The sequence below is a fragment of the Paenibacillus sp. PCH8 genome, assembly GCF_002968835.1.
GTDB lineage: Bacteria > Bacillota > Bacilli > Paenibacillales > Paenibacillaceae > Paenibacillus.
On record NZ_PKQK01000002.1, the window covers coordinates 968,773 to 993,486 of the forward strand.

20 protein-coding genes and 1 pseudogene are annotated in these 24,714 nt (G+C 49.2%); 6 read left to right on the forward strand and 15 right to left on the reverse strand.

All coding sequences use genetic code 11. The features are described from left to right. Positions 1–219: 219 nt before the first annotated feature. The 11 genes from C0Q44_RS17130 to C0Q44_RS17180 form a co-directional block, all read right to left on the reverse strand. On the reverse strand, positions 220–825 hold the full coding sequence (locus tag C0Q44_RS17130) for an ABC transporter ATP-binding protein (RefSeq protein ID WP_105408536.1): 606 nt from the start codon (positions 823–825) through the stop codon (positions 220–222). Then, positions 815–1,771: an ABC transporter ATP-binding protein gene (locus tag C0Q44_RS17135; RefSeq protein ID WP_105408439.1), complete on the reverse strand. Its 957-nt coding sequence runs from the start codon at positions 1,769–1,771 to the stop codon at positions 815–817. The genes C0Q44_RS17130 and C0Q44_RS17135 overlap by 11 nt, the downstream gene beginning before the upstream one ends. 2 nt (positions 1,772–1,773) lie before the next feature. Further along, the gene (locus C0Q44_RS17140) at positions 1,774–2,775 is read right to left on the reverse strand and encodes an ABC transporter permease (RefSeq protein WP_105408440.1); all 1,002 of its coding nucleotides are present in this window, start codon (positions 2,773–2,775) and stop codon (positions 1,774–1,776) included. Beyond that, complete coding sequence (locus tag C0Q44_RS17145) at positions 2,772–3,767, reverse strand: ABC transporter permease (RefSeq protein WP_105408441.1); 996 nt, start codon at positions 3,765–3,767, stop codon at positions 2,772–2,774. Before C0Q44_RS17145 ends, C0Q44_RS17140 begins: the two co-directional genes overlap by 4 nt. A 36-nt stretch (positions 3,768–3,803) precedes the next feature. Next, on the reverse strand, positions 3,804–5,462 hold the full coding sequence (locus C0Q44_RS17150) for an ABC transporter substrate-binding protein (RefSeq protein ID WP_105408442.1): 1,659 nt from the start codon (positions 5,460–5,462) through the stop codon (positions 3,804–3,806). Positions 5,463–5,784: 322 nt separating this feature from the next. Then, on the reverse strand, positions 5,785–6,300 hold the full coding sequence (nikR, locus tag C0Q44_RS17155) for a nickel-responsive transcriptional regulator NikR (RefSeq protein ID WP_258166379.1): 516 nt from the start codon (positions 6,298–6,300) through the stop codon (positions 5,785–5,787). Between the two features lie 52 nt (positions 6,301–6,352). Then, entirely contained in the window at positions 6,353–7,378 is a 1,026-nt protein-coding gene (locus C0Q44_RS17160) for an alpha/beta hydrolase (protein ID WP_181151039.1), read from the reverse strand. 82 nt (positions 7,379–7,460) lie between these two features. Beyond that, entirely contained in the window at positions 7,461–8,477 is a 1,017-nt protein-coding gene (locus C0Q44_RS17165; RefSeq protein ID WP_146113469.1) for a hypothetical protein, read from the reverse strand. Between the two features lie 465 nt (positions 8,478–8,942). Continuing rightward, the gene (locus tag C0Q44_RS17170) at positions 8,943–10,967 is read right to left on the reverse strand and encodes a hypothetical protein (RefSeq protein ID WP_105408445.1); all 2,025 of its coding nucleotides are present in this window, start codon (positions 10,965–10,967) and stop codon (positions 8,943–8,945) included. Continuing rightward, entirely contained in the window at positions 10,942–11,844 is a 903-nt protein-coding gene (locus tag C0Q44_RS17175; RefSeq protein WP_105408446.1) for an ABC transporter ATP-binding protein, read from the reverse strand. The genes C0Q44_RS17170 and C0Q44_RS17175 overlap by 26 nt, the downstream gene beginning before the upstream one ends. Continuing rightward, positions 11,837–12,226, reverse strand: a complete 390-nt coding sequence (locus C0Q44_RS17180) for a GntR family transcriptional regulator (RefSeq protein WP_036606399.1) — start codon at positions 12,224–12,226, stop codon at positions 11,837–11,839. The genes C0Q44_RS17175 and C0Q44_RS17180 overlap by 8 nt, the downstream gene beginning before the upstream one ends. A gap of 1,010 nt (positions 12,227–13,236) precedes the next feature. On the opposite strand from C0Q44_RS17180, the pseudogene C0Q44_RS17185 reads away from it, so the two are divergent. Both C0Q44_RS17185 and C0Q44_RS17190 read left to right on the forward strand, forming a co-directional pair. After that, positions 13,237–14,035 (forward strand): annotated as a pseudogene (locus C0Q44_RS17185) (futalosine hydrolase). After that, complete coding sequence (locus tag C0Q44_RS17190) at positions 14,032–14,874, forward strand: 1,4-dihydroxy-6-naphtoate synthase (protein WP_105408447.1); 843 nt, start codon at positions 14,032–14,034, stop codon at positions 14,872–14,874. The pseudogene C0Q44_RS17185 and the gene C0Q44_RS17190 overlap by 4 nt, the downstream one beginning before the upstream one ends. Positions 14,875–15,808: 934 nt before the next feature. Here the strand turns inward: C0Q44_RS17190 and C0Q44_RS17195 are convergent. Next, on the reverse strand, positions 15,809–16,432 hold the full coding sequence (locus C0Q44_RS17195) for a pyroglutamyl-peptidase I (RefSeq protein WP_181151040.1): 624 nt from the start codon (positions 16,430–16,432) through the stop codon (positions 15,809–15,811). A 21-nt stretch (positions 16,433–16,453) separates the two neighbouring features. Further along, positions 16,454–17,455 carry a Gfo/Idh/MocA family protein gene (locus C0Q44_RS17200; RefSeq protein ID WP_105408448.1) on the reverse strand — a complete coding sequence of 334 codons (1,002 nt, stop codon included), beginning with the start codon at positions 17,453–17,455 and terminating at the stop codon, positions 16,454–16,456. Between the two features lie 427 nt (positions 17,456–17,882). On the opposite strand from C0Q44_RS17200, the gene C0Q44_RS17205 reads away from it, so the two are divergent. The 4 genes from C0Q44_RS17205 to C0Q44_RS17220 all read left to right on the forward strand — a co-directional run bounded on the left by C0Q44_RS17205 (position 17,883) and on the right by C0Q44_RS17220 (position 22,889). Then, the gene (locus tag C0Q44_RS17205; RefSeq protein ID WP_181151041.1) at positions 17,883–19,610 is read left to right on the forward strand and encodes an AraC family transcriptional regulator; all 1,728 of its coding nucleotides are present in this window, start codon (positions 17,883–17,885) and stop codon (positions 19,608–19,610) included. 270 nt (positions 19,611–19,880) lie between these two features. Next, positions 19,881–20,852, forward strand: a complete 972-nt coding sequence (locus C0Q44_RS17210; protein WP_258166402.1) for a FecCD family ABC transporter permease — start codon at positions 19,881–19,883, stop codon at positions 20,850–20,852. Between the two features lie 2 nt (positions 20,853–20,854). Continuing rightward, positions 20,855–21,874 (forward strand): FecCD family ABC transporter permease, encoded by a 1,020-nt coding sequence (locus tag C0Q44_RS17215; protein WP_105408451.1) that lies wholly within the window; start codon positions 20,855–20,857, stop codon positions 21,872–21,874. Positions 21,875–21,935: 61 nt separating this feature from the next. Next, the gene (locus tag C0Q44_RS17220) at positions 21,936–22,889 is read left to right on the forward strand and encodes an iron-hydroxamate ABC transporter substrate-binding protein (RefSeq protein ID WP_105408452.1); all 954 of its coding nucleotides are present in this window, start codon (positions 21,936–21,938) and stop codon (positions 22,887–22,889) included. Positions 22,890–23,091: 202 nt separating this feature from the next. Here the strand turns inward: C0Q44_RS17220 and C0Q44_RS17225 are convergent, their stop codons facing one another. Together C0Q44_RS17225 and C0Q44_RS17230 are read right to left on the reverse strand one after the other, a co-directional pair. Continuing rightward, entirely contained in the window at positions 23,092–23,574 is a 483-nt protein-coding gene (locus tag C0Q44_RS17225; protein ID WP_105408453.1) for a riboflavin biosynthesis intermediates N-glycosidase, read from the reverse strand. 91 nt (positions 23,575–23,665) lie between these two features. Further along, positions 23,666–24,604 carry an NUDIX domain-containing protein gene (locus C0Q44_RS17230; protein WP_219845183.1) on the reverse strand — a complete coding sequence of 313 codons (939 nt, stop codon included), beginning with the start codon at positions 24,602–24,604 and terminating at the stop codon, positions 23,666–23,668. Positions 24,605–24,714: the final 110 nt, after the last annotated feature.

Here is a 24,714-nt window from a genome sequence, read left to right on the forward strand (position 1 = left end):
TTGTTCTTATATGAATAAAGTCCCGAATTTCGGACCATATCCCAAAGCGACCTATCTGCTATGGAGGATTTCCGAGAGTACAATATCCACCATGCACAGTTATGCAACAGGTTACTTCACGAAGCAGGGCTCGCTTTCAATGACGGCAGCTTCTTAGGAACGGAGGGAACAGGATTCATGCGCATTAATGTAGCCTGTCCACATTATATACTGGAAAAACTACAATGATGTTGGCATTACGGTGATTCTGTCGCATAGCCTGTTCAGCAACTCCCGATCATGGCTTATGATCAGTAATCCCAGATTACGCTGGCGAGCCACATCCATTACGGTATGCCAGATCTGTGCCTGAGTGATCGCATCCAGCATGGTTGTCATCTCATCTGCGATCACGTACCGTGTCGCTGATCCGAGCGCTCGCGCCACACAGAAGCGTTGCAATTCTCCACCAGACAATTCACTTGGCCTGCGGTCCAGCCAGTTCGCCTGAATACCCAAAGCTTCGAACAACGGCTCATCCTGCACAGCCGCCTCCTGAAGCACGCGGCGCATTCGCCAGCGCGGATTCACGGCCTTCTCCGGGTGCTGGAATACCAGCTGAACCGGACAAGCTCCTGTATGCGGGAGTGGCTTCCCATCCAGAAATACGTGTCCTGCTACGGGCTCGGCATACCCTGCAAGGATGCGACCCAGACTTGTTTTGCCACAACCGCTAGGACCCCACAAGCCAATCACTTCTCCCTGCTGTATCTGTATGTTCAGTTGCTGGAACACCCACGTGTTTCGATCGTAACGGTAACTTGTATTCCGTGCTTCAAGTGACATGAACACACCTCACTTCTCCACCTCGTACCTTACGCAGCTCTGGACGTTCGCGATTACATACTTCTGTTGCAGCGCTGCATCGGGGAGCAAAGGAACATCCCGCAGCAATCTGTTGTCCCGCCAATGGCTGGGAGCCTGGAAGTGGTTCAAATCCGTTCTGCGGCAACGCATTCCAGAGCGCTCTTGTATACGGATGGCGCAGACGTTCTCCATTCTCTGTGAAATCATGCACCTGTGCCGTTTCTACATTTGAACCTGCGTAGAATACAGCGATGCGATCGGCTGCCGTCAGGGCAGTTGTGATATCATGGGTGATCCACAGGATGCCTACGCCTTCATTCGCGAGCTGGCGAAATTGCTTCATCGTCTCGGCCAGCACTTCGGGATGGATACCAGGGGTGGGCTCATCCGCTATGATCAGCTTGGGCTGTCCCGAGGTTGCTGTCGCCATCAGCACCCTTCTCGCCATACCGCCTGACAACTCAAACGGGTATTTCCCTGCGGTTCCCCGAGGTAGATGATACTGCTCCATCAGCTCCTGCTCCGCTTTTTTCAAGGGGGTGCGAGTCATGGATCGTCGCTTCTGTCCCCGTAGCCTACTTACCGGCTGAACTTGTCTTCCCACCTTCATGAGTGGGTCCAGGTAACTGACGGATTGCGGAATCAACACAAGCTCATCTCCACGCAGTTCAAGCTGCCGTTCCATAGTCAGCGGCTTCTCCGCATAGCTAATTCTTCCTTCGAGCCTGGCATGGGAAGGCAGAATTCCCATAATGGCTTGCGCCAGCACACTTTTGCCCGAACCACTTGCACCTACAACAGCGACGATTTCCCCCTCGTTTATAGTAAGATCCAGACCCTGAATGACATAAGTCTGTTCGTACCCCAACCATCCACGAGCACGCCGAAACGACACCGATACGCCCTCGATTTCGAGAAGAGCCATGCTTACCTCACCTCCCTTGAACTACCCGTACCTGTTAATGTCTTCAGACTGTTGCCCAATACATCAAACGCGCGAACAACCAGTAATAACGCGAGTCCCGGGAAAAAGGCGAGCCACCACATACCAGCAGATAAATATCTCATCGACTCCGACAAAATAATTCCGATTGCCGGTTGTTGCGGGGATAACCCTAGCCCCAGAAACGTAATTGCTGCCTCATGTAGAATCGCATGGGGGAAGATTAATAGCACACCCACGAACAGCTGTGGGACCAGATGTGGCAACATATGCTGCACCGCAATTTGTAATCGCGACTTTCCCAGTCTGCGTGAAATCTGAATATATTCTGCAGATTTCAGTTGAATCATCTCTGCTCGCACAATTCGGGCCAGATTCGGCCAATGAGTCAGCGCGATAGCAATCGCCACCCCCATCAAACCTCCACCGAATACAAAGGCCAGCATCACCAGTGATACGAGATGAGGTACACTCAGGAACAGATCAATGATCCATGAGATCACCCTGTCAGCAGCCTTGCCTGAAGCCGCAGCCAGACCCAGCACCAGTGCGATAAGTCCACCACCACACGCAGCAAGTAAGCCAACTTGAATGCTTGTTGCCAATCCTTTTACCGTGCGCATGAACATATCTCTTCCCAACCAGTCTGTGCCAAATGGATGTGCCCAGGTTGGAGCCAGATTCCGGTCCATTAAAGACGTAAGCGTAGAACCCGCTGGAAGCATTCTGCCTGTTAACCACACGAGAGCAATCCAGATCACCGCGAAACTCCCCCAGATCAAAGCCCTTTGGCGAGGATTACGAAAACGTTGGTTCCCGGTAGCCGCATAACCATTTCTTGTTTGGTTTGTTGTTCCTGTTCTTGTTCCAGCTTGCAGTAACCCCGGATGAATGTTGTACCTTACCTCTTGAGTTGCAGTGTTCACTTTCTGCACTTCGGCTGTTTCAGGAGTCTGCTCAGAGGAGCGCTCTACCGTCTGCTTCATGACATCAGCTCCTCCTTCATTCGTGGATCAATCAAGCGATACAGAATGTCAGCTACCATATTGCCTGTAAAAACAAAGATTGCGCTGCACATTACGAGTCCAAGCAGCAGTGGCACATCACCACGCAACCCCGCCTGGACCGTTGCCTGTCCCAGTCCGGGGTATGAAAACACCTGTTCCGCAAGTACTGCTCCGCCGAACAGTTCACCGAAAGAAGCAAACTGCAGCGTGATCGCAGGCAACACAACATGTCTGAACCCATGTCGACGAAACAGTTGAATCCCCCACTCCCCTCGTGCTCTAGCGAACAAAATATAATCCGACTCCAGTACATCCGTAAGCTTCTGCCGGGTATGCAGCGCGATCGAAGCAACTCCCGTTAGACTCAGGGTCAAGGCTGGCAGAATCATATGAATCGCCCGATCTCCCCACGTCACCTGATCAGCCGACATGCCTGCCGGGACTCCAAGTCCAACCGGAAGCCACCCCAGCCATACACCGAATACCATGAGCAACAACAGCGCAATCCAGAATACCGGAGTGGAGGCCAGCGTATAACAATACCAGCAGATCAGGCGATCCAGCTTCGAATCCTGTCTCATCGCAGAGACTACACCGAGAGCGAACCCAATGATGCCTGACAGTATCCAGGCTACAGCCATAAGTGTGACTGAGTTCATGAATCGTTCCTGGATAATATCCGCTACCGGCTGTCTGTAGATCATCGATGTTCCCAGATCTCCCTGAATAAGCACTTGCCCCCATGTTAACAATCGTTCAGCAGGGGATGCATTCAATCCCCAACGTTCTTCAATCAGACTGCGCTGTTCGGCGCTTACCCTGATCATATCCCCACCTATATAGGCTTCAATCGGGTCAACAGGTGACCACTGCATCAGAATAAAGGACACCACACTAACACCAACAAGCAAAGATAAGAGGCGCAGCACTTTAAGCCCTAGAAATTTGACCCACCTACGGTTACCTGTCATATGGTTCCCCTCCGTATCAGGATAAGCTCACATTTCCTAGTTCGTGCGCTCATCCCAGGACCATTCTTCCAGATTGGATGTCACAGGCCAGCCGTGACCATGGGGATGGATCTGCTGCTCGCCAATATTCAAACCATTCTTGACCAGATAAAGGTGATCGATATTCACAAGCCACGCCCATGGTGCATCCCCCTGATAACTGAACCCTGTTGTTCCATCCCATTCCGCTCTCTGCCAGAACGGCAGTGCTTCTTCTTCACTGGTTGCCTGAAGGGCCCTCTCCATCCACGAGTCGACGATAGGGTTGCTATACAGTCCTACATTATAATAGCCTTCTCCTTTGTGGGTACTGCTGTAGAGATTGTATGTCTCCAATGGATCATGGCTGCCCCAGCCGAACAACACCGCGTTGGAGTAAGCCATCTTTTTCGTTTCTTCACGACTTTTACCTTCGACATTGATTTGGACGCCCGCCTGGGCAACCATATCCGCAGCCGCCAGTGCCAGCGATTGTCTTGTCAGATCACCTGCAAAATAAATCAGGTTGAATTCGGCCTTTACGCCGTTCTTCTCAACTACACCGTCCCCGTCTGTATCTATCCAGCCGCCTGCCGCCAGAATCTGCTTCGCTTCATGGAGACTAGCATCCGTGAACACAGCTTCCGAATTGCCCCAAGGCAGATCATCACTGACAGAATAGGCCGGACGACCATACCCCTCCAGCACACCTTCAACCAGAGCATTACGATCAATCACGACATTCACCGCTTTGCGAATGGCGAGGTCGGATGTAACATCGTTACCTGCGGGAAGACCCTCCCCAGACTCGGCACCCGCAGGCTGCATAGGGAACATGATTCCCCGGTTGTCTACGGTTTTCACAGCCTCTAATCGCATGCCGTTCACCTCTTGCTTGCTAAATGCTGCCGGGATGGCAGCCATATCCACCGTACCTGCCTGCGCAGCGGCATAAGCCGCATCTTCATCCAGATAGAGGAAAGTGAGCTTCTGGAACATGGACTTGTTTCCATAGTATTCATCGTTGGCCTCAACGATAGCCTGTTGTCCCTGATCCCACTGGACCAGCTTGTACGGTCCTGATCCAACCGGATGTTCCGAATAATCAGCACCATAGGCGTGTTCAGGTACAATGCCAAGTGTAGTCAGAAGGCTGATAAACGTGGACTGCGGTGACTTTAATGTGAATATCACCGTACTTGCATCAGGAGCCTGTACCTCGGACATATTGGTCAAATCAATAACAGAACCACTCTTGGCAGCCGTTTCGAATGTAAACTGAACATCTTCTGCCGTAAGCAGCTCTCCATCCGAGAACTTCACATCATCTCGGATCGTAACGGTCCAGGTCAGACCATCCTCACTAATCGAATGTGCGGTCGCCAGATCATTCACCAGTTGCAGCTTGGCATCTCTCTTTAGCAAGGTACTCTGGAAAAGTGGTGAACCATATTGCCCCCAACCGGTTGTCGGATCAAAGCCTCCTTCAGGCTCGGTACCCACGGCCAGTACCAATTCTTTTTTTGCATGGCCAGCTTCCTGTTGTACGCTCTCCGTTGTTAATGCTGTTGATGTTGTGCCCTGTGAACAACCAGATAGACCCATGGAACATACTAGCAAGATGCCTACACCTGCTCTAAGCGATGGTTGTCCCCATCTCCCTGAAAATAAACTCATGTTCACCGTTCCCCCTCCAAATTCTGTTATACCAATTTCATATCGTGTTACTTTTTACGGAAATTGTAGCACAAAACACAAATTATATGTCAATAAACTTAACTTCAAAATCCATATATTATCATTTATCAGGTTTGAATTTGTAGTAAGTCACTAATAAGATTGCTATGTACGCAATACAAGTCAGGTATTGTTACAAGAATCAAAAAAAACAGACGATTGGCACGTAACCAATGGTCTGTTTTCGTTGAAGCGACAATTTTCTTTTGCAAAATGTACTTCTATCCGTTGCTAATTCGCGCTCATATTCCTTTGATGACCTTCACTGTGCCTCTGGCTTGAGCTGATCCTGATTGTGAATTCCTTCATCATCGTGACTATGTCCCTGACCATGCGCCTGAGAGCTCGCCAGTTTGTTAAGTTCATCCACATAAGTCACGGACAGCTCCGCGTATAATACCCCTTTTTGCACCTGAATCTGCTGATGCAGATGACGCAGCCGTCCCAGGTTCCCCCGAACGGCGATCACTTCCAGGCACTGGTCATGGTTCAGATGCACATGCATATTGGAGATAATATCATGATGCGCCTCATGCTGAAGTTCCATCAAGCGAACAGGAAGATCACTGACATGATGATCATAGACCATCACGATGGTCCCGGCTACATCCTGTTCCGATTGCAGTGCGGAGGGTTGTAGCAACGTTTTACGAACCAGATCACGAAAAGCTTCAGACCGATTTTTGTAACCCTGTTCTTCAATGTACTGGTCAAACTGCGCAATCAGAGGTGTCGGAAACGCCACCCCGAACCGGGTCAAATCTTCTCTGTCTGCCATGCTTCTCCTCCTGCACCCTCATTTGCTTCGAGTGTACCACAGACTTGTCTGCTCATCGACTATACTGTTGCAAAAAGAGTACTGCCGAATGCATCGCATGTTGCCCAGCCTCACTCTCCAGATCAAATTGATAATCATGCCCAAGCTTCTCCGGGGAGTTCGAGAAAAACAACGTCTCTGTATCAACATCAAGGCGCTTCAAGACTTGTGCAAGTTCAATCGATTGACTCGTCAACGGGTCATTATTACCTGAGGTGATAAATGCAGGTGGATACGCTGCTGTAGCCTGAAGCACAGTCGACATTTCATTCAAACGGGGATATTCTTCAAATGTTTTGGTTCCCGTATATGACCAGAGAAATGTACTTATGAACGGGAATCCCGTTTTCTCTACCGTGCTCAGGTTGTAAGGACCACAGAACAGAAGGACACCCCGTAACTCTTCCGGCTCAACGGTTGGAGTAATATGCATTAGCTTGGCCAGGTCGGGATTCGTCACCACTGCCGCAGCCTGGCTTGCAATCTGGGCACCAGCGGAATTACCTGCGAGAAATATCTTTTTCCGATCACCCTTGAACTCAATGGCATGGTTCTTCATGTACGTCAAAGCCTGATCCGTCTGGACTACGGGAATCGGATATTTCGTGTCTGGTGCGAGCGCATAATTCATACTGGCAACAACATAACCCTGTTTGGCTAATTTCACTGCATAATCTGCTATGTCGTCTTTGTCACCCAAGACCCATCCACCACCATGAACCCACAGCACAATCGGCAATGATTCCGTTGTTACGGAAGGATAATAGATATCTAGCGTACTATCGTGATACCCTTCGTCCGCATAAGGTATATCTACAACACGAGTTACCCCTTCCGAGATGACATTATACCGGCCGTTCGTGTCTGCACTAGCAAGCCCAATTCCTGATTTCAGCAAAAATATCGTTATTTGGGGTGTTAATTGTGTACCGATTCCAACCAAACCTATAATCAAGAATAATAAACCGATGGGAATCCAGTACCGTTTACGTTTAAAGCTTTTTTTCCTCACACGTTTCGTTTCCAACTTTGACTGCAACAGCTTCACCTCGTTCCATCATCATTGAAGCGTCTTAACATATCTAAAGTGGTGTACGTTAGCGGAGAGAATCGGGTTCCTCTTATTTGAGTCTCTTGGTGAGTTCTTGTCTGACTTTGACGTACGTTGCGGATACTTTTTGCTCCAGGGTGTGAATATTTTGTTTCGAGCCGGACCATCTCTCAGCCGAGGAAGCCAGTGAATTCAATGAACTTAGTACACGAGACGTTTGGCCTTTCTTCGTGCTCTGTTTGAAGTGTTGTAGTGCGTTGGAATATCGCTCTTTCGCCAGGCTCACCTGTTTCTTCGCCGTTTGAATCTGTTTCTTCACCGAATCGGCTCCTGCCAGCATAGCGCGTAAACGTTTTACTTCTGTGCTCTTCCGTTTACGCGCTTCGGCAAGTTCCTTTTTCTTGATCCGAATATCTTCTCTGGCAAGCTGTACAACGGGTCTCAACGTCTCGGCCTGGGTGCGAATTGCTGTACTCCATTCCTTATTTTTGATGGCTTTGGCTGCATCCAGCTGTCTGTTGACTGAACTGTACAGGGCGAATAGCGGTTCATACCGAGCTTGGGTTTGCTTTACCTTTTCAGCTAGAGCTGCGATCTTCGCCTCATCGGTTTGTCTTATTCCCACGCGCAATCGTTCTAATTCCTCGGTATTGGCGGCATGAAGTGTCTTTATTTTTTGTTCCCAGACCTGCTCTTGTGTCTTCCAGTTCCCCACTTTCTCGTACGCTTGCTGCAACGTTAACTTGGTTTGTGCATCAGCCTTGTTCAGTACGGAATCCCATGATTTCTGTGCCGTCACACCAAGATCAATGCTCGCAGCCTCGGCTGCCGGAGCAAAGTAGATCGTACCCACACTGAACAGAATTACAAGTCCTATAAGTAGGCGTGACCTGCATATAACATGAGCGAACGCTGGCAATTGACCACGTTGGACTTTCCTTTGATCCGTCATGTGACTATGGCTACTTGCTATTGGAGAGAAGGAGGGACTTACGCTTGTCTCCATCGGAGCTATATCTTCTATAGCTATATCTTCGATATGCTGTCGTCCCTTCTTTCCTTCCACTAAGCCGTGATGTTCTATCAAGTCACGTCCTCCTGCTCGTTCCAATAGGGAAGAACAACATGCCATTGCCTCCTGATTATCTATCATTTCCTTCCACGCTTCTGTTTGCATGCATTTCTACACCCTTTCTTCTAAAATATTTGGCAGATATTTTGCTGTACCCGATCCTCTGAGCTGTGCATTTCGAGCAACTCCACCCCCATCTCCTCTCAGCAGAAAATAGCTCTAACAGTAATCAGCGAACGACAAAAAAGCACCCGCAAGTCAGGCATTTGCCTGCTCTTACGGGTGCTTCCCTTATAAGCCGTTCCATATGAGATTCGATTGAACGAGTCGCTCGAACCTTTCCTGTTCCTAATATATTCCATATGCTGTATCTGGTCAAGCAGATTTAGCGCAATCTGATCTGGTCTGACTGAATTCCAGCACATGTTCAACAGGAACGCCCATCTCATCCTCTCCTGTCTCATCTCAATTTGTGCTTCACTATTCAGCCAGCATAGCTTTCATATCTTCGGTCAGATCTTCTTCTTTGAGCATCATGTAGATGTTCTCACCACGAGTTACATTCAACTTGATCTGATAGACGGTGTCTCTCTCTGATTGATAACTGGACCGTTGACGCTGAAGCAGATCGCTAATGATTTTTTTGTTTTTGGTCGCTATCTGCTTGTTGATGCTTAGACTGCCATCAATATATTCCGGCTGCGTAGTCACCCACTGAGGCGAACCCGGACTATTGATCTCCTGCTTTACAAACTGGGCAGAGATAATTTCATCAACTTGGACAAGCAACTGATCGTATAATTTGTTCTCCTTCAGCCAAGTTATTAGCCGGTCATAGCTAGGTTTGATATTTATATTCCACATCGTTCTCGGTTGATATGGATCTTTCGAAGACGAATCCTGATTCATTTCTACGTCTGCAAAAGACTGCCACGGTGAACGTTGTTCCTCATAGGTTTGATCCAGAATATCCTGTTTTAACAGGTCTTTGAATTCACGAACTTGCTCTGGATTGCTAATATACACCTTCCGGTATGAACCAAGGGTGGAACGAATTCCAAAACTTAGTGCATCCTCTTCCAACTTATACGTACTGAATGCGACTCTTTTGTAATCCTCGAACTGTTTCAGAGCCATTAATTCCTGCCGGAATTGGGCTTCCGGAATATCGTATTTGCGCTTCATGACCTTCCCGTTATCCAGCTTGTAATTTATAAATATATACTCATCATTACGAATATTTGGATGTATCGGGTCATTCAGCAAAGGCAGATCGGAATCCACGATCTTTTGATGAAGGGCGATAACAGCTCCCATATATTCCGGATCATTTGAATAGAGCGGGCCATCATCAACCTTCTCGGAGATACCATTAATATAGGAATATTGCTCCCCGCCAAGCTTGATACTGTTAATCTTGTTCTGTTCAGGCACTTTGACTGCATAGCCATTCCAATCGGCAACTGGTATGTACAGAACCAATCCAGCTACGATACTATACAGGGCAAATCGGGGCAACAACGTATTCCTCCAGATCAGCCATGTTTTGCGAATAATCATCTCGGCAACGATGTAGCCCACAACTCCACCAAGAATATATCCGAAGATTCCCCATCCGGATGATTCTCTTGGAGCGATAATCGTGAAGTAAGCTCCGCCGATCAGAACCAGCGTAAACATTAAACCAAATCTGAATATAGGTTTCACTAGAGTGAATGTAACTGCTTGAGTAGCGGATTCAACCTGTCTCTTCGCATAGAGCACATAAGTCAGTGGGATAAACAGGATTGTGAATATTGAATAGATTATTAGTTCTTCGCCAATCACAGGAGAGTCACTAATTGAAGCCATGCGAAGAACAAGCGATATTTCCTCCTCATTGCGCCCCGATTCATCGTACGGATACCCGAGCAAATAATGCTGGAGATGAAGTGACATAATGAACCACACGACAACAGGTAATAAGAGGAGAGCGTACACGGTGAGCCCCTGCAATACAGATTGCCCGATACATATACCGATCACCACAGTGAGCATGAACATAAACAGCGAGTAGATGCTCATGCTCAATCCCCACATCCATATCGTACTACCATCGAACATAAAAGCCGGTTGATCCAGTACCACCCATACCCAGCCAGTAATCGCAGTTGTAATCCAGATTGGAAGCAGGATCATGGCATATCCGGTCAACAGATTAACCGTTAATAGATGTTTACGACGTAACGGCAAACTATGAAAAAGATCAGAAGGTGCACCGGATTGAATATACCGAAAAAGAAAGATTCCAGCCGCTACGGGCAATGTAATGGCGAATAGAATCTGCACTTCACCATTAGCTTGAAACAGACTTGTAATCTGTTGTGGCACGTCCCTGTATTCGGTAGCGATATATAACGGAAGTGAGAACAACAATGTGATCAGATACAAAATGCCTATCCATCCATGCTGTCTGAAATTTTGGATCAGGATGCCCCGGTTACAGAACAATCGGTTGAATATCATACCCTGCGTCCTCCATTTCATAGATAAAGATTTCTTCCAGTGTTAGTGGCAATACATCGAGCAGATACGGATCGTGGACACGAAATTGATCGGTTACCTGTTGTCGGGTGCCTTTGACAATGAACAGGGATACGCTTCCCCGTTTCTCTTCATGCAAAATATCAATCTGCTCATCCATGGCTTTAGCATGGTCCGGGTGGCGGAAAGCGACTTGGATTTTATGCGTATCTGCCTTCAGATCATCGAGATCCTTCTCTACAATAATTCGCCCTTTGTGCATAATCGCCACATGGTCACACAGATCTTCAATCTCTCGCAAGTTGTGGGACGAGATGACGATGGTTACCTGACGCTCAGCTGCTTCCTGGAACAGCAAGTTTTTGATCTGCTGACGCATGACCGGGTCGAGGCCGTCAATCGGCTCATCCATCAGCAGCACTTCAGGCATACAGCTAAGTCCCAGCCATACGGCTGCCTGACGGCGCATGCCTTTGGACATGCGATGCAGCTTGCGTTTTACATCCAGTTTGAACACGGTGGCCAGTTGCTTGAATCGATCCTCATTCCAGCGCGGATATACGGAACGATAAAATGATGCCATCTGAGTAATTGAAGATTGCGGGAAAAAGTAGGGCGAATCTGCCATGAAAATCGTGCGGCCTTTGAGATCCAGATTTTCATAAATCTCAGTATCCTCGATACGAACAGTCCCGCTGTCCTGACGGTAAATGCCAGCCATCATTTTGAGCAGCGATGTTTTGCCCGCCCCGTTGGAACCGAGCAAACCATAGATCGATCCCTTATGTATGTGCATGGTTACGCCATCCACTGCCTTTTCCTGTTCAAACGCTTTGACGACTTGATTCAGCTCAATCATGAGGCTCCTCCTTCTCTATACGGGCCATCGCTTCCTCAAACAAAAGCGTCATATCCGCTTTGGTTAACCCGGAATACGAAGCTTCTGCGATCAACTTCACCAGAGACTCTCTGATCTCATCTCTCATGGCTTCATTCGGATGTTCCACAGACGATGATACGAAGCTCCCTTTTCCCTGCAAAGAATAAATGTAACCTTCACGCTCAAGCTCGCGATAAGCCTTTTGAATCGTATTCGGATTCACAGTCAATTGCGTGGATAATGCACGAACGGAAGGTAGTTGCTCGTCGGGCTTTAGAATACCGTATACGATCATTTCTTTGACTTTGTCCACCAGTTGCTCGTAGATCGCCTTACGGCTACGTACATCTAATTCGAACATCCCGCACCTCCTTTCGAAAAATGTGTGAATAACATGTGCGTTTAATATGACTGTATCTGAGGTGTATGTGTGGTTATCTGGGGTGTGAGTGTTAACACTAAAATGAAAGTAACGTGTTATCTAAGGTGTATGTGTTCAAAACTAAGGTGTATTAACTGTACTACTATTATTAATACAGTTAAACCAGATTGTCAACCATTGACTTTGACTTCTTGTTTTATTCGGAGTACGTTAAAGAGATATATACATATGGTTAATTAGACATATCGAACTTTGGGGGCAGGTTCATTTCCGCCTAGGACGGGGCAGGATCAGGGTGGTATTCACATGAGATGAGGCAAAACGGGTTATTTGAAGTGATGCGGTGACTTGAAGTGATACGTCTACCCGAAACATTTGCTTTACCGCTTTTGACAGAATTACATGCAAAGGTTGTTCAGGCCTTCCCCCTTCCGTTATGATGGAGATGAAATATTGTTCGATAATCACTGTATCTTGATAGGTGTTACGTTATAGAACTATGGTCTGCACAGGGGTTGGCTGCTCAGCAGGCAGCTGTATTAGAGTTAGCGAGACTGTGTATTTGCTTTAAGTTCGGGTTTGCACAAATGAGCTACTATGTAGGGATCGGTGAAGACCCGGCCCCGTTATGCAAGCTCTTACTGTCCGCACTGAGCATACATATTGTAGATATGTCCACTTTTTGAAAGACAAAATCGAGAGAAATGTCCTTTTTAAGAGGACAAACATACTCTCAAATCTAATTTATATAAGTCGCTATTTATTTACACGTAATCGTCTAAGATAGAGCTAACCATAAGATGCGGAGCAACAGCTTTCTTCAAACCAGATGCTTCGGAAGCATCCGCTATGCCTCTAATACCTCATAAGGAGAATCCGAGATGAATGAACATAGACAGGATGCAGATCAGAATAATAATAAACCCAACGCATCACTTGAACCCCGTGGACAACAGAGGGAGTTAACCGGGAAAACGACCACTACAGATATAAGTCTCGTCCAAGCAAATTCATCACAGCGTGTGTTAATTGTAACCGCGGTTGATGCGGAGAAAGAAGCGGTCCTTCGTGGCTTGGGAGATTCAGCCGCAGAACGATTTGACGTCATCGCTGCGGGCGTTGGTCCAGCCTCGGCCGCAGCGGGAACTGCCGCTACATTGGCCTATGCCGTAGCGGCTGCAAGCACGAGTGCGTTGGCGCAGGGTTCCACCGCGCCAAGACAATCCGATGTGGCACAGACATCTGCCACATCTTCAAGGCCGGGGCCCCTTGCCGGGCCGGATGCTCACCAGCTTACACGCTGGTGATCAGTGCCGGCATCGGCGGCGGGTTCCCCGGCCGCGCCCCGTCGGCTCCCTCGTGGTAGCCGACGCCATGATTGCAGCCGATCTGGGCTCGCAGACGCCAGACGGCTTCCTATGTGTGGACGAGCTCGGATTCGGCTCGTCCCGTGTGGCGGCGGATGCGAAGCTTTCCGCTCGCCTGCGCCATGAGCTGCAGCGGGCCGGGCTCGCTGTCAGCGGAGGCACTGCGGTCACCGTATCCACGGCGACCGGAACAGCGGAGACGGCCGCGGAGCTATTGCGCCGCGTGCCGGATGCCGCCGCCGAAGGCATGGAAGGCTTCGGCGTGGCAACAGCGGCCCAGCAGTTCGGCGTGCCTGCACTCGAACTGCGGGCCATATCCAACGCGGTCGGTCCACGCGACCGCGACGCTTGGCGCATCAAGGATGCCCTCGATGCGCTTCAGGCAGCAAGTTCCATTTTACGGGAGGTTATTACATCATGAAAATTGCATTTTCCCCTTGTCCTAATGATACTTTTATCTTTCATGCCTGGGTGCACGGACTGATTCCGGGCGCACCTGAGCTGGATGTTCGTTATGCGGATATCGATATAACTAATGGTCTGGCGGCGAGTCCAATCGGACCTGACGTACCGGAAGTCATGAAAATCTCTTATGCTGCATTGCCTTACGTACTGTCGGAATATGCTTTGTTACCCGCGGGTGGCGCACTCGGCAGGGGATGCGGACCGCTGGTTCTGACTGCAAATGGCACAACCGATCCAGCTTATCTGTCTGGACGTCGGGTTGCTGTGCCGAGCGAGCGTTCGACAGCTTACCTGTTATTCCGTCTGTGGGCAGCGCAAAATGTTCCCGGTGGTGTGGGCGAGATTGTCGTCATGCCATTCGATCAGATTATGCCTGCTGTTCGGGACGGCAAGATCGATGCAGGACTGGTCATCCATGAAGCACGCTTCACCTACCAGAATTATGATCTCAAACTGATGACTGATCTCGGTAACTGGTGGGAAAGCGATACCGGACTTCCGATCCCGCTTGGGGCCATCATTGCGCGTCGCAATATGGATGCTCATGCACTCGCTGGATGGGCACGAGCCTCGGTTGAATATGCATGGGCACACCCCGATGAGTCGAGAGCATACGTGATGGAACATGCACAAGAGATGGACCCTGATGTTGCTGCACAGCATATCGGCCTGTATGTTAACGAGTTTAGCGCCAACTTGGGCGACGATGGCTACGGTGCAATAACTGCACTGCTTGGGCGTGCCATGAAAGAAGGACTCGTTCCCGAATTCGATCTAGATCTATTGCGAATTTAATGCGGCATATCTAACGTTCTATATAAGTTGAACTAAAGATTATTTACACGGACACTACAATGACAGAATCACCCCCCAATCGCTGTTATCCCCAGATTTTTTCGATTCCCTTTTCTCAAGGGAAAATCCGGGGATAAAGGCGAACGCTTCGCTTTTCCAGGTTTTTTCTGTCCTCTCCGTTATCGTGTAAATGATTAGTTCAACTTATATAGCTCTACCGTTCTAATTCTAACGAACCCACCACACCCTATTTGACCGAATTTCATGGTTTAAAAATCCTAACGAATCTCTGACACGCTATTCAGCTGGATATCGGTTATATTACCGAAAATCTCGTATGATCTCGCGTAATAGCGTTTCTCTGATTCGTTAGAATTCCAGATGTGCTTCTTTTCGGCTAATAGCGTGTCCTCAGTTCGTTAAAGTTCAACTTATGGAACCTCGGGAGTTCATGCTCAACCCATTGCTTTCGCAAATTTAAGTATGATATGTAAGCCACATTGTGCCGTATTCACTTAACCCTTTCCATTTACATTCACATTCCATAGTTAGCGATCGGGGGAGAATGGAGCCGGATTACAACCACCAGACTACTTCTGGCTCACATCACACAAAAAAGAGCGGTCCCTGCTGATATACTTGCTCATACAGCAACAGGTTTTAAATTCACCAGTCTACTCCATAAGCAAGCATATGAACGATGGGACAGCCCTTTATTCATTTCTTCATATTTGTACCTTTATATTCATTTTTTCACTGATCCAAAATCGATGCAGTAAATAGTTACTCCACACCTTACTCTTACTCTTACTCTTACTCTTCACTATCTACTCTTCACTCTTCACTCTTTACTCTTCATTCCTCACTTCATCCTGAGCCCAACTATATACAACACTCCGTCCCACCCTGCTTCTCTTCCTCTCGCAACCGTCGTCTACGATTCAGCCACTACCGTGCGAACCATGACACGTAGCGCATCCAGCATCACGGGAATAGGCAGCGAAGGGACAGAAGGCTGCAATACAGCCATCTCCGTAGAGGCTGGAAAGTGAACGAATCCGGCGCGGATGGGCAGCTGCCCATCTCGAATATGATCCAGCACTCGGTACATCGTATTGTTGCATATATATGTGCCCGCCGTATTGGAGACCGCAGCCGGAATACCTGCTGCTGACATCTCATTCACCATGGTACGGATCGGCAAGGTGGAGAACAGCCCGTCCGGGCTGCCTTCCCTAATCAGCTCATCCACAGGATGCTGTCCCTCGTTATCCGCGTAGGAAGCAGGGGGAATGTCTTTGACATTAACGGCAATACGCTCCGGTGTTATAGCCGTTCTGCCCTTCGCCAGCCCACAAGCGATGACAACATCAGGCTGATAGGCTTCCATCTCTGCGATCAGCAGATCTGCACATTCATTGAAGTGAACGGGCAACAGCATTGTTTTTAGCTCAGCACCCTCGATCACTTCATGCGCCAGTGCCTCCATCAACGCTCCCGTCGGATTCAACGTATCCCCGCCGAAAGGTTCAAACCCGGATAGCAGTATTTTCACCATGTTACATACACTCCTGTCCTTCTACTCCGATTTGTACCGTAATCCCCACTGGCCCCGAATCGTATCCATTAGCTTCATGATTTCCAGGGACTCGTCCAGCTTCATGGTATTGCTCTCCGTCCGACCTTTCAGGATACAGCGCCCTGCTTCCTCTGCCTCAAAAGCATAGCCAATACATATTCGCTCATCCGTGAATTTCTCGGGTTCATCCTGACCGTTCACATGCAGATAGGCTTCTTTTCCCGCCAGGAATAAAGGCAGGCGAATCTTACCCTCCGTACCGTATATGACCGCTTCATTGCTGAGGTTAAGACGAATGGCACCACTCAGCGATGCAGAGCGTCCCTCGGAATAGGACAACAATACCGAAAACTGCTCGTCCACACCCGTCTCACCGATATTGGCCGTGCTCCATACATGCTGGGGCTGTTCGCCAAAGATCATCGACGCAAACGAGATTGGGTATACCCCTGCATCCAACAGCGCGCCCCCACCCAGATTCGGATTAAGCAACCTTCCTTCCGGCTCCCAACCTGCACGGAATCCAAAGTCTGCCTGGAGCAACCGAACTTCACCAATTCTACCTTCCGCAATCCAGGCTCTGGCTTGTTCAATGGGTGGCAAAAAGCGTGTCCACATGCCTTCCATCATGAAAAGGTTGCGCTCTCGCGCGGTCTCTACCAATTGTTCCAACTGACGCGAATTCATCGTAAACGGCTTTTCACATAGAACGGCTTTCCCTGCCTCCAGACAAGCCATCACATTCTCCTTATGTACAGGATGAGGAGTTGCCACATAGATAATATCCAGCTCAGGGTCTTGAAGCATTTCCTCATACGAAGCGTAAGCGTGTGCAAAACCATATTCAGCTGCGAACTTCTCCGCACTTCCCGCTGTCCGTGAACCTACCGCCGCTTTCACTGCGTTCCCGGCATGCTCCAGATCCCTGGCGAACTGGGATGCAATCCATCCTGTGCCCATAATGCCCCAACGTACTGTGTCCCGTCCCACTATTTCTGTCATATTAAAGCCTCCCTACTTCGAATTGAGTTAAAAAGGTTCATGATTCAGATCAGGCCAACATGTATCTCCTTTATTTTACCAAAAAGAACCGCTCACGTCAGAAAGCGATTTCGATATCTTGATATCACCATACTTCAACCAGCTTCACCAAGCTCATCAGCGCCTCAACCGTATCTGCGCGCATTTCATTTCCTCAGTAGATTTGCTAAGATTATCAGCAGATCACGGATGAAAGGACGATCCCACGTTGTCCACACTAGTAACCATAGATCGCGTGTTAAACGTATTGGTTCAACAGAGCAGCGTATTTTATTGAAACATGTTAACGCAGCAATCTGAACATTGCGGAGCCCACTCCCCAATACATCGTTCCATTAAACGGGATGACAATGGGAAGTTAAAGCCATTCAAGAGAGGAGGTTACACGATGATAAGCAATCCAGGCGCTAGCCAGAACAGAATAATCCCGAACGTATTAAACCAGCAGCCCCATGTCAATCCTGAGACTGAATCTACTGCTCGGACGGAACTGCATGCTTTTCTGAACGATGCCCTACTTGAACTTCATCATGCGCAGCTCGTGACCGGCAATGGGGAATGGCACTGGAATGAACCGGAGCTTGCGCATCATACCTTCATCTATATGCACAAATTCACTGGCAAGCTGATTGTAAACGGGACTGAATTCCAAGTCTTCCGCAAGTCTGCCTTTCTCTGTGCACCCGACACTTCTTTGGAGCTTTCCTCTGACGCAGGTCACGAGATGGAAATATATATTATCCATTACGATCTTTTCCGGGTTGCTGAGAAAACCCAATCAAGGCGAATCTATGAACGAGAACTCGGCTCACCCGTTACAGGCTGGATTCAGGGACCGTTTTACGGCATACAGCGAATTGTCGCACAGCTGGCACAACAGACCAGCGAAGCCTCGCACACCCCTTTAAAAACACAACTCCTCCTGACGGACCTGCTACATATGCTCTGGCCTCAAGTAGACCCGTCTGATTCAGCAGGGCAGGAAGAACCCGAGCAGTGGCTCAAGTCAACCCTGCAATACATGCGTGAACATTATATGCACGAGATCAAGCTCGAAAAGTTGGCTGAACTGGCAGGCATGCACCCGTCCTATTACTCGCAGCTGTTCAAGAGCCGTATGCAGAAGAATCCGATTGAATATATCACCCACTTGCGCATGAATCGGGCCAAGGAATTACTGCTGACTTCCGACCTGCGCATTCGTGATGTGGCCCGTGAGGTTGGTTATCGCGACGAGTTCTATTTCAGCCGACGGTTTCGGAACCACGCCGGATATGCCCCCACGTCCTATGCGAAGCAGGTCCATCGGAATATTGTGTCACTTTCCTATCCCTATACCGACCACCTGATGACACTTGGCATCACTCCATGTGCAGCTCAGATTCAGGGCCACCTGCCTCATATGCCCAAGTCGCTGTCACTGCCATTTCATGCTTATGAACCATGGGAACAGGGTCGTCAAGCTTTCCTGGATGTGAATCCCGAGATGATTCTAACCAAGGATAATGCAGCAGCGAAGGCCATGGAGCATATTGGCGATGTCGCGCCCATCATCACCATTCCCTGGAACCAGACAGACATCTTTGGTCATCTGGAGAAGATTGCATCCATTGTGGATCGCACCCAAGCGGCGACAGATTGGTTGGATCGACACGAGCGTAAAGCGGAACGTGCACGCAAAAAAATCAGAGAACTGGTAGGAGATATTACGGTTGCTGTCGGTACGTTAACGCCCAAGGGTCCACGGATGTACAGCCATCGTAACTTCGGGCACGTCTTTTACCGAACCTTGCAACTGACTGCGCCCCAGCGAATTCGGACCGAACTGGCTGGCAAAGTTCCCGGCGTTGGCTTCAACTGGATGCCCTTCACCCCGGGGGAATGGGACGGCTTGGAGGCAGATGTGCTGGTGCTCGCGGTTAATTCCATGCAAGAACGGGCAACACTGTTGCAAGAGATGGCTTCGAATCCGCTATGGAACAGCCATCCAGCCGTACAAAACGGACGTGTGCACTTTGTCGAATGGAACTCATGGGTGGTATATGCCCCACATTCCATTAATATTCAGCTCGATGAAGCGATCCATATGTTGACGAATAAACGCTCACATTTGTAATCTGAGCATTTGGCATAAATCCAATGAGCGTCTTCCAATCAGCACAATCAAATTATGCAAAATGCTGAATCTAAAGAATGTCCATTCCTCAAAATCTTAATATATGCCATGTACGGACCTGAATTAAGATTTTATAATGATCACTAATTGATAATGATAATCAATAACAATGAATACGTTGTTGGTACTAAAGGAGTGACCCGTATTCCACATCCGGGACTGCCACATCGTCCGTCCAATTCAAGAAAATCTGCAGTGACGGTTGGCCTGATGTTTCTGTCTGCCATTGCCGTACTGTTGCTAAGTATGTTTATTGCCATTTCTTTAGGTGCCAAAGGATTGACACTGGAAACGGTATGGACTGCCATCTTCCAGTACAACCCGGCTCTGACGCCTCATCAGATTATTCATGAGCTTCGGCTGCCTCGTGTACTTGCTGCGGCTGTGATTGGTGCTGCCTTTGCGGTTGCCGGAGCCTTAATGCAAGGCATTACGCGTAATCCGCTTGCAGACACCGGCATTCTGGGCATCAATGCAGGCGCCACTTTTGTTGTGGCACTGAGCTTCGCCTTTTGGCCCGGATTGCCATACGGCTGGATTATGTTTTTGTCATTCATTGGAGCTGTTCTGGGCACATTGCTTATCTTCCTGCTCGGAAGGGCAGCACCCGGTGGTCTAAGCTCCATCAGGCTCACCGTTGCAGGGGCGGTTATCGCTGCTATGCTAAGCTCGCTCAGCACAGGGGTTGCCATTTATTTTGATCTGAGTCAGGATCTGGCCTTCTGGTACGCCGGTGGATTTGGAGGGATTGAATGGCGGCATCTGAAGCTGATTTTGCCCGTGCTGCTCGTGACACTGGTACTAACCATGCCACTTGCCCGGCGCATATCCCTGATGTCACTCGGCGAAGAAGTAGCGATTAATCTGGGGATCAACCTGCGCTGGACGAGGTTTCTCGCTCTGACAGCGGTCGTTGTTCTGGCTGGCGTGTCCGTGTCCGCTGTAGGTTCGATCGGATTTGTCGGGCTGGTCATCCCCCATATCTCCCGCAAACTGGTAGGCGTGGATTATCGGATTATCATTCCGATGTCTTCCTTGCTGGGAGCTGTCTTGCTGGTGCTCGCCGATCTGGGTGCCCGTATTGTGAATCCACCCGAGGAGCTTGCAGTAGGTATTATGGTCGCCTTTGTCGGAGTGCCGTTCTTCCTCTATCTGGCCCGTAAAGAAAGGAGGGCCCTGTAGCGATGAAATCGACTAGTGCACTTTCACGAGGCAGGCGTTCGATCACCGTAAGTGCAGTGCTAATCTGCATCGCCATTGCCGTTATCATCATCAGCCTGAACACCGGTACCATTCGCCTGTCTCCCGCAGCCGTGCTTCACACCCTGCTTGGCAATGGGACGCCAGATGATCAGATCGTATTGTTCGATTACCGACTGCCTCGCATCCTGGTAACGGTACTTGCCGGAGCAGGACTAGGCATTGCTGGTGCTGCACTGCAAGGGATCACTCGCAATTCCCTTGCCGATCCGGGCATTCTGGGATTGCATGCAGGGGCCGCTTTCGGACTAATGGTGTTTGTAAGTCTTTCCTTTACGATGAATGGCTCTGTTGCCTTGCTCATCCCTTTGTTTGCTTTTGCAGGCAGTGTTGCCGCGGCCTTAATCATCATGCTCCTATCCTATGACAAGAATAACGGCGTCTCGCCCATCAAGCTTATTCTGGTGGGGATCGCCGTAGCCGCCGGGTTCCATGCGTTGACCCTGTATCTGTCCTTACGTCTGGATGAAGACACCTATTCCTTCGCCGCGCGCTGGCTGGCAGGTAGCGTCTGGGGCAGGGACTGGATCCATGTGCAGGCTATGCTTCCCTGGGTGGTGCTATGTATCTCCTATATCTGGAGTCGCTCCAAAACGCTCGATGCCTTCAATTTGGGAGATGCTGCTGCAACCAGTATAGGTACGCCGGTCCGATCCCAACGTGTTACCTTGCTGCTGTGTACCGTGGCCTTGTCTGCCGTCAGTGTATCCATGGCGGGCGGGATCGGCTTTATCGGTCTGGCAGCTCCACATTTGGCCCGTAGACTGGTTGGTCCGATGCATCGGCATTTAATCCCTGCCGCCGGACTCATCGGCATGGTCATTCTGGTGACTGCCGATACGGTCGGGCGAACCATCTTCCAGCCCAATGCGATTCCGGCAGGCGTGGTGGTCGCTGCGATTGGTGCACCTTACTTTTTGTATTTACTGGTACGAAGCAAGTGATCTGTTATTCACAAAAACAATAAAGACATCCAAGAGATGTTCAAGGAGAATGTGACTACCCATGTTAAAGAAAAATTTGATGCTTGTCATGAGTATCTGTCTGGTGCTTGTGCTCGCAGCCTGCGGAAGCGGAACTGCGAATAATTCCTCTTCTGCTTCTGGTGATTCTGCCTCAAATACCTCAACGGACAACAAGGACAGCGGTTCTGCTTCAGGCGAACCACGCATCGCTTCCATGTCGATCCATCTGACCAATGACCTGCTCTCCCTCGGCATTACGCCTGTAGGTTCCGTGATTGGCGGCGAAGCCAAAGCCTTCCTGTCCCATGTTGCTGATCGTCTGCAAAACACAACGCCGCTTGGTCCCGTCAAAGACCCGGATATGGAAGCTTTGCTTGCCCTGAAGCCAGATGTAATCTATCTGGATGAAGAATTCTCCGGTGATGACATTGCCAAATTCGAGAAAATTGCCCCTGTGCATGTATTCAACCTGAACAAAGGTACATGGCGCGACCATTTGAAAGATATCGGCAAGCTCGTGAATCGTGAGAAAGAAGCCGAGCAGTACATTCAGGACTATGCAACCGAAACGGAAGAAGTGAAATCCCTGATTCATGACACCATTGGTGATGGCACGGTCATGGCGATCCGGGTCACTGCCAAAGAATTGCGTGTGTTCAGTACACGCCGCCCCATGGGTCCCATTTTGTATGAGGATCTCGGTCTGACTCCGGCCAAAGGCATTACAGATATCGATTCGACCAAACCGTATCAAGTCGTCTCCCGTGAAGTTTTGCCAGACTATGATGCAGATGCGATCTTTGTGGTTGTGAATTCAGATGATGAAGCTCAGACCATGTTCAAGGAGCTGGAAAGCAATCCGATCTGGCAAGGCCTGAAAGCAGTCAAAGCCGGTCACGTCTACCCGATCGGTGCACAGCCTTGGCTGGATTATTCCTCTATTGGAAACAAAATGGCCCTGGATGAGGCCAAAGAAATGTTCTCCAAGAAGTAAGTTTCTGTACACACCACACTTAATGTGCGACCACCAAAAAACCTCTCTTTAGAGACCGGAACAGAGTCCATTATCATACTCTCTTCCGCCCAAAGCAGAGGTTTTTGTTTTTTTATTATCTATTTGACTCTGTTTATATGCCAGCCAAGCGATCCTGAAATCCCTTTAACGTTTTTCAATGCGACCCAATACAGCTTCAACTTCAGATGATGGGGTTTCCTATATCTTCTCTTAGACGGGTAAGGATCTCACCCAGCCAGTTGGTTCCCCGCCATGTTCTTCTATTACGAATACGCGGATCTTCCTCCGCCAGTCCCACACCCCAGATCCGGTCATCCGGGCTTGCTTCCACAAGGGTCGTTCCGCGAGTGGCGTGCAGTGCGGTCAGCAGTTCTTCGTTTTGTGTAAATTTGGCTAGATTCCCCTCGTAAACTATACGCTGGCATTCAGCTTCCCATAACGTCTGGTCGAAGCCTGTGACCTGTCTGCCCAGCTTTTTTTGTACCGAAGCAGAGCTTGCCTTCAGAATCTTGTCTGCGATGGTCTGATCGCCGAACAGCAGCGCTTTCTGGTGCATCATGTATTGCTCCGCACTCGTGTAGTGAACTCCACCGACATTAAAATCTGCCGGGTGCCACTGCGAGAATGGAGATGCGGTACGCCAGAAAAATGTGAATTTTCCCATCCTTATCCCCTCTTTACTTGTTCCTTATGGTTGTAGCAATCCCGCCCCTGGCTTGAATCACTTCTGCCTACTTCATTGATGCTTACCACTTCTACGGAGTCTGCCTCTCCGGATTCAGTCTGTACAAGCGGGAAGGTCGATGACCGGCACTGCTCGCATATTCTCCTGTTTCGATAACCCAATCGGCGATTTTGCGCCGGAAAGCGGCAGCCAGCAGCTTTTTGCCAGTGATGATCTCATGTACTTTCTGAAGCGCAGTCAGCGTAAATGTCTCCGGCATCAGATTGAATGCAATATCCGTATACTCCATCTTGGATCGCAGACGCTCAAGCGCATAATGAATGATTTTGGCATGATCAAAGGCAATCCCCTGAACCTCACCTAATGTCATGCTATGGCTCTGTACTCGTCCTTCCACCGTTTCCTTCGTCTCAATGACCGCCGATAATTCCTCTGTTCCATTGGTCAAAATCAACTGCAGCCTGCGTTCCGTCACACGTCCACGCTCATGGATATGGCGCTTCTCTTCCAGAAGCCGCTGCTCCACCCGAAACCAGTTGGCCTCGCTGGCATCATCGCCAGCCTGAAGCTGCAGCTCGCTGCTATCAACCAGCGCCATATAGGAACTGCTGATGACCCGTGTACGCGGATCGCGTTCCACATCCCCCCACGTATACAGTTGCTCCAGATAGATCTCATCCAGCCCCGTCTCCGTCAGCAGTTCCCGCCGAGCAGCATCCTCCAGCGATTCCTGCATAGAGACAAATCCACCCGGTAACGCCCACTGACCCAGATAGGGATGGCCGCCCCGCCGGATTAGCAGCAACTGGAGTTCAGGTTCCGCAAGCTTGCGATAGTTCTCCTGAGCTTCACTGCGGATCGTAAATACTAACATGTCCACGGTGACGGAAGGACGTTCGTAATCGCCAGCATTATACGTTTCCAAAAACTGTTGTTCACTGATATGTACATGGTCCTGATGCTCCTGGTAATCGGGGTCTTTTCCACCAGAGGAACCTTCGTAAGTCATCGTATACAAACTCCATTCTGTTACTAACATTATGTTATTAACAATTTGATAATATCAATTTATCACATCATTTTGTCTCAGGTCAATATTTCCAGTTCGACAGAAATGTA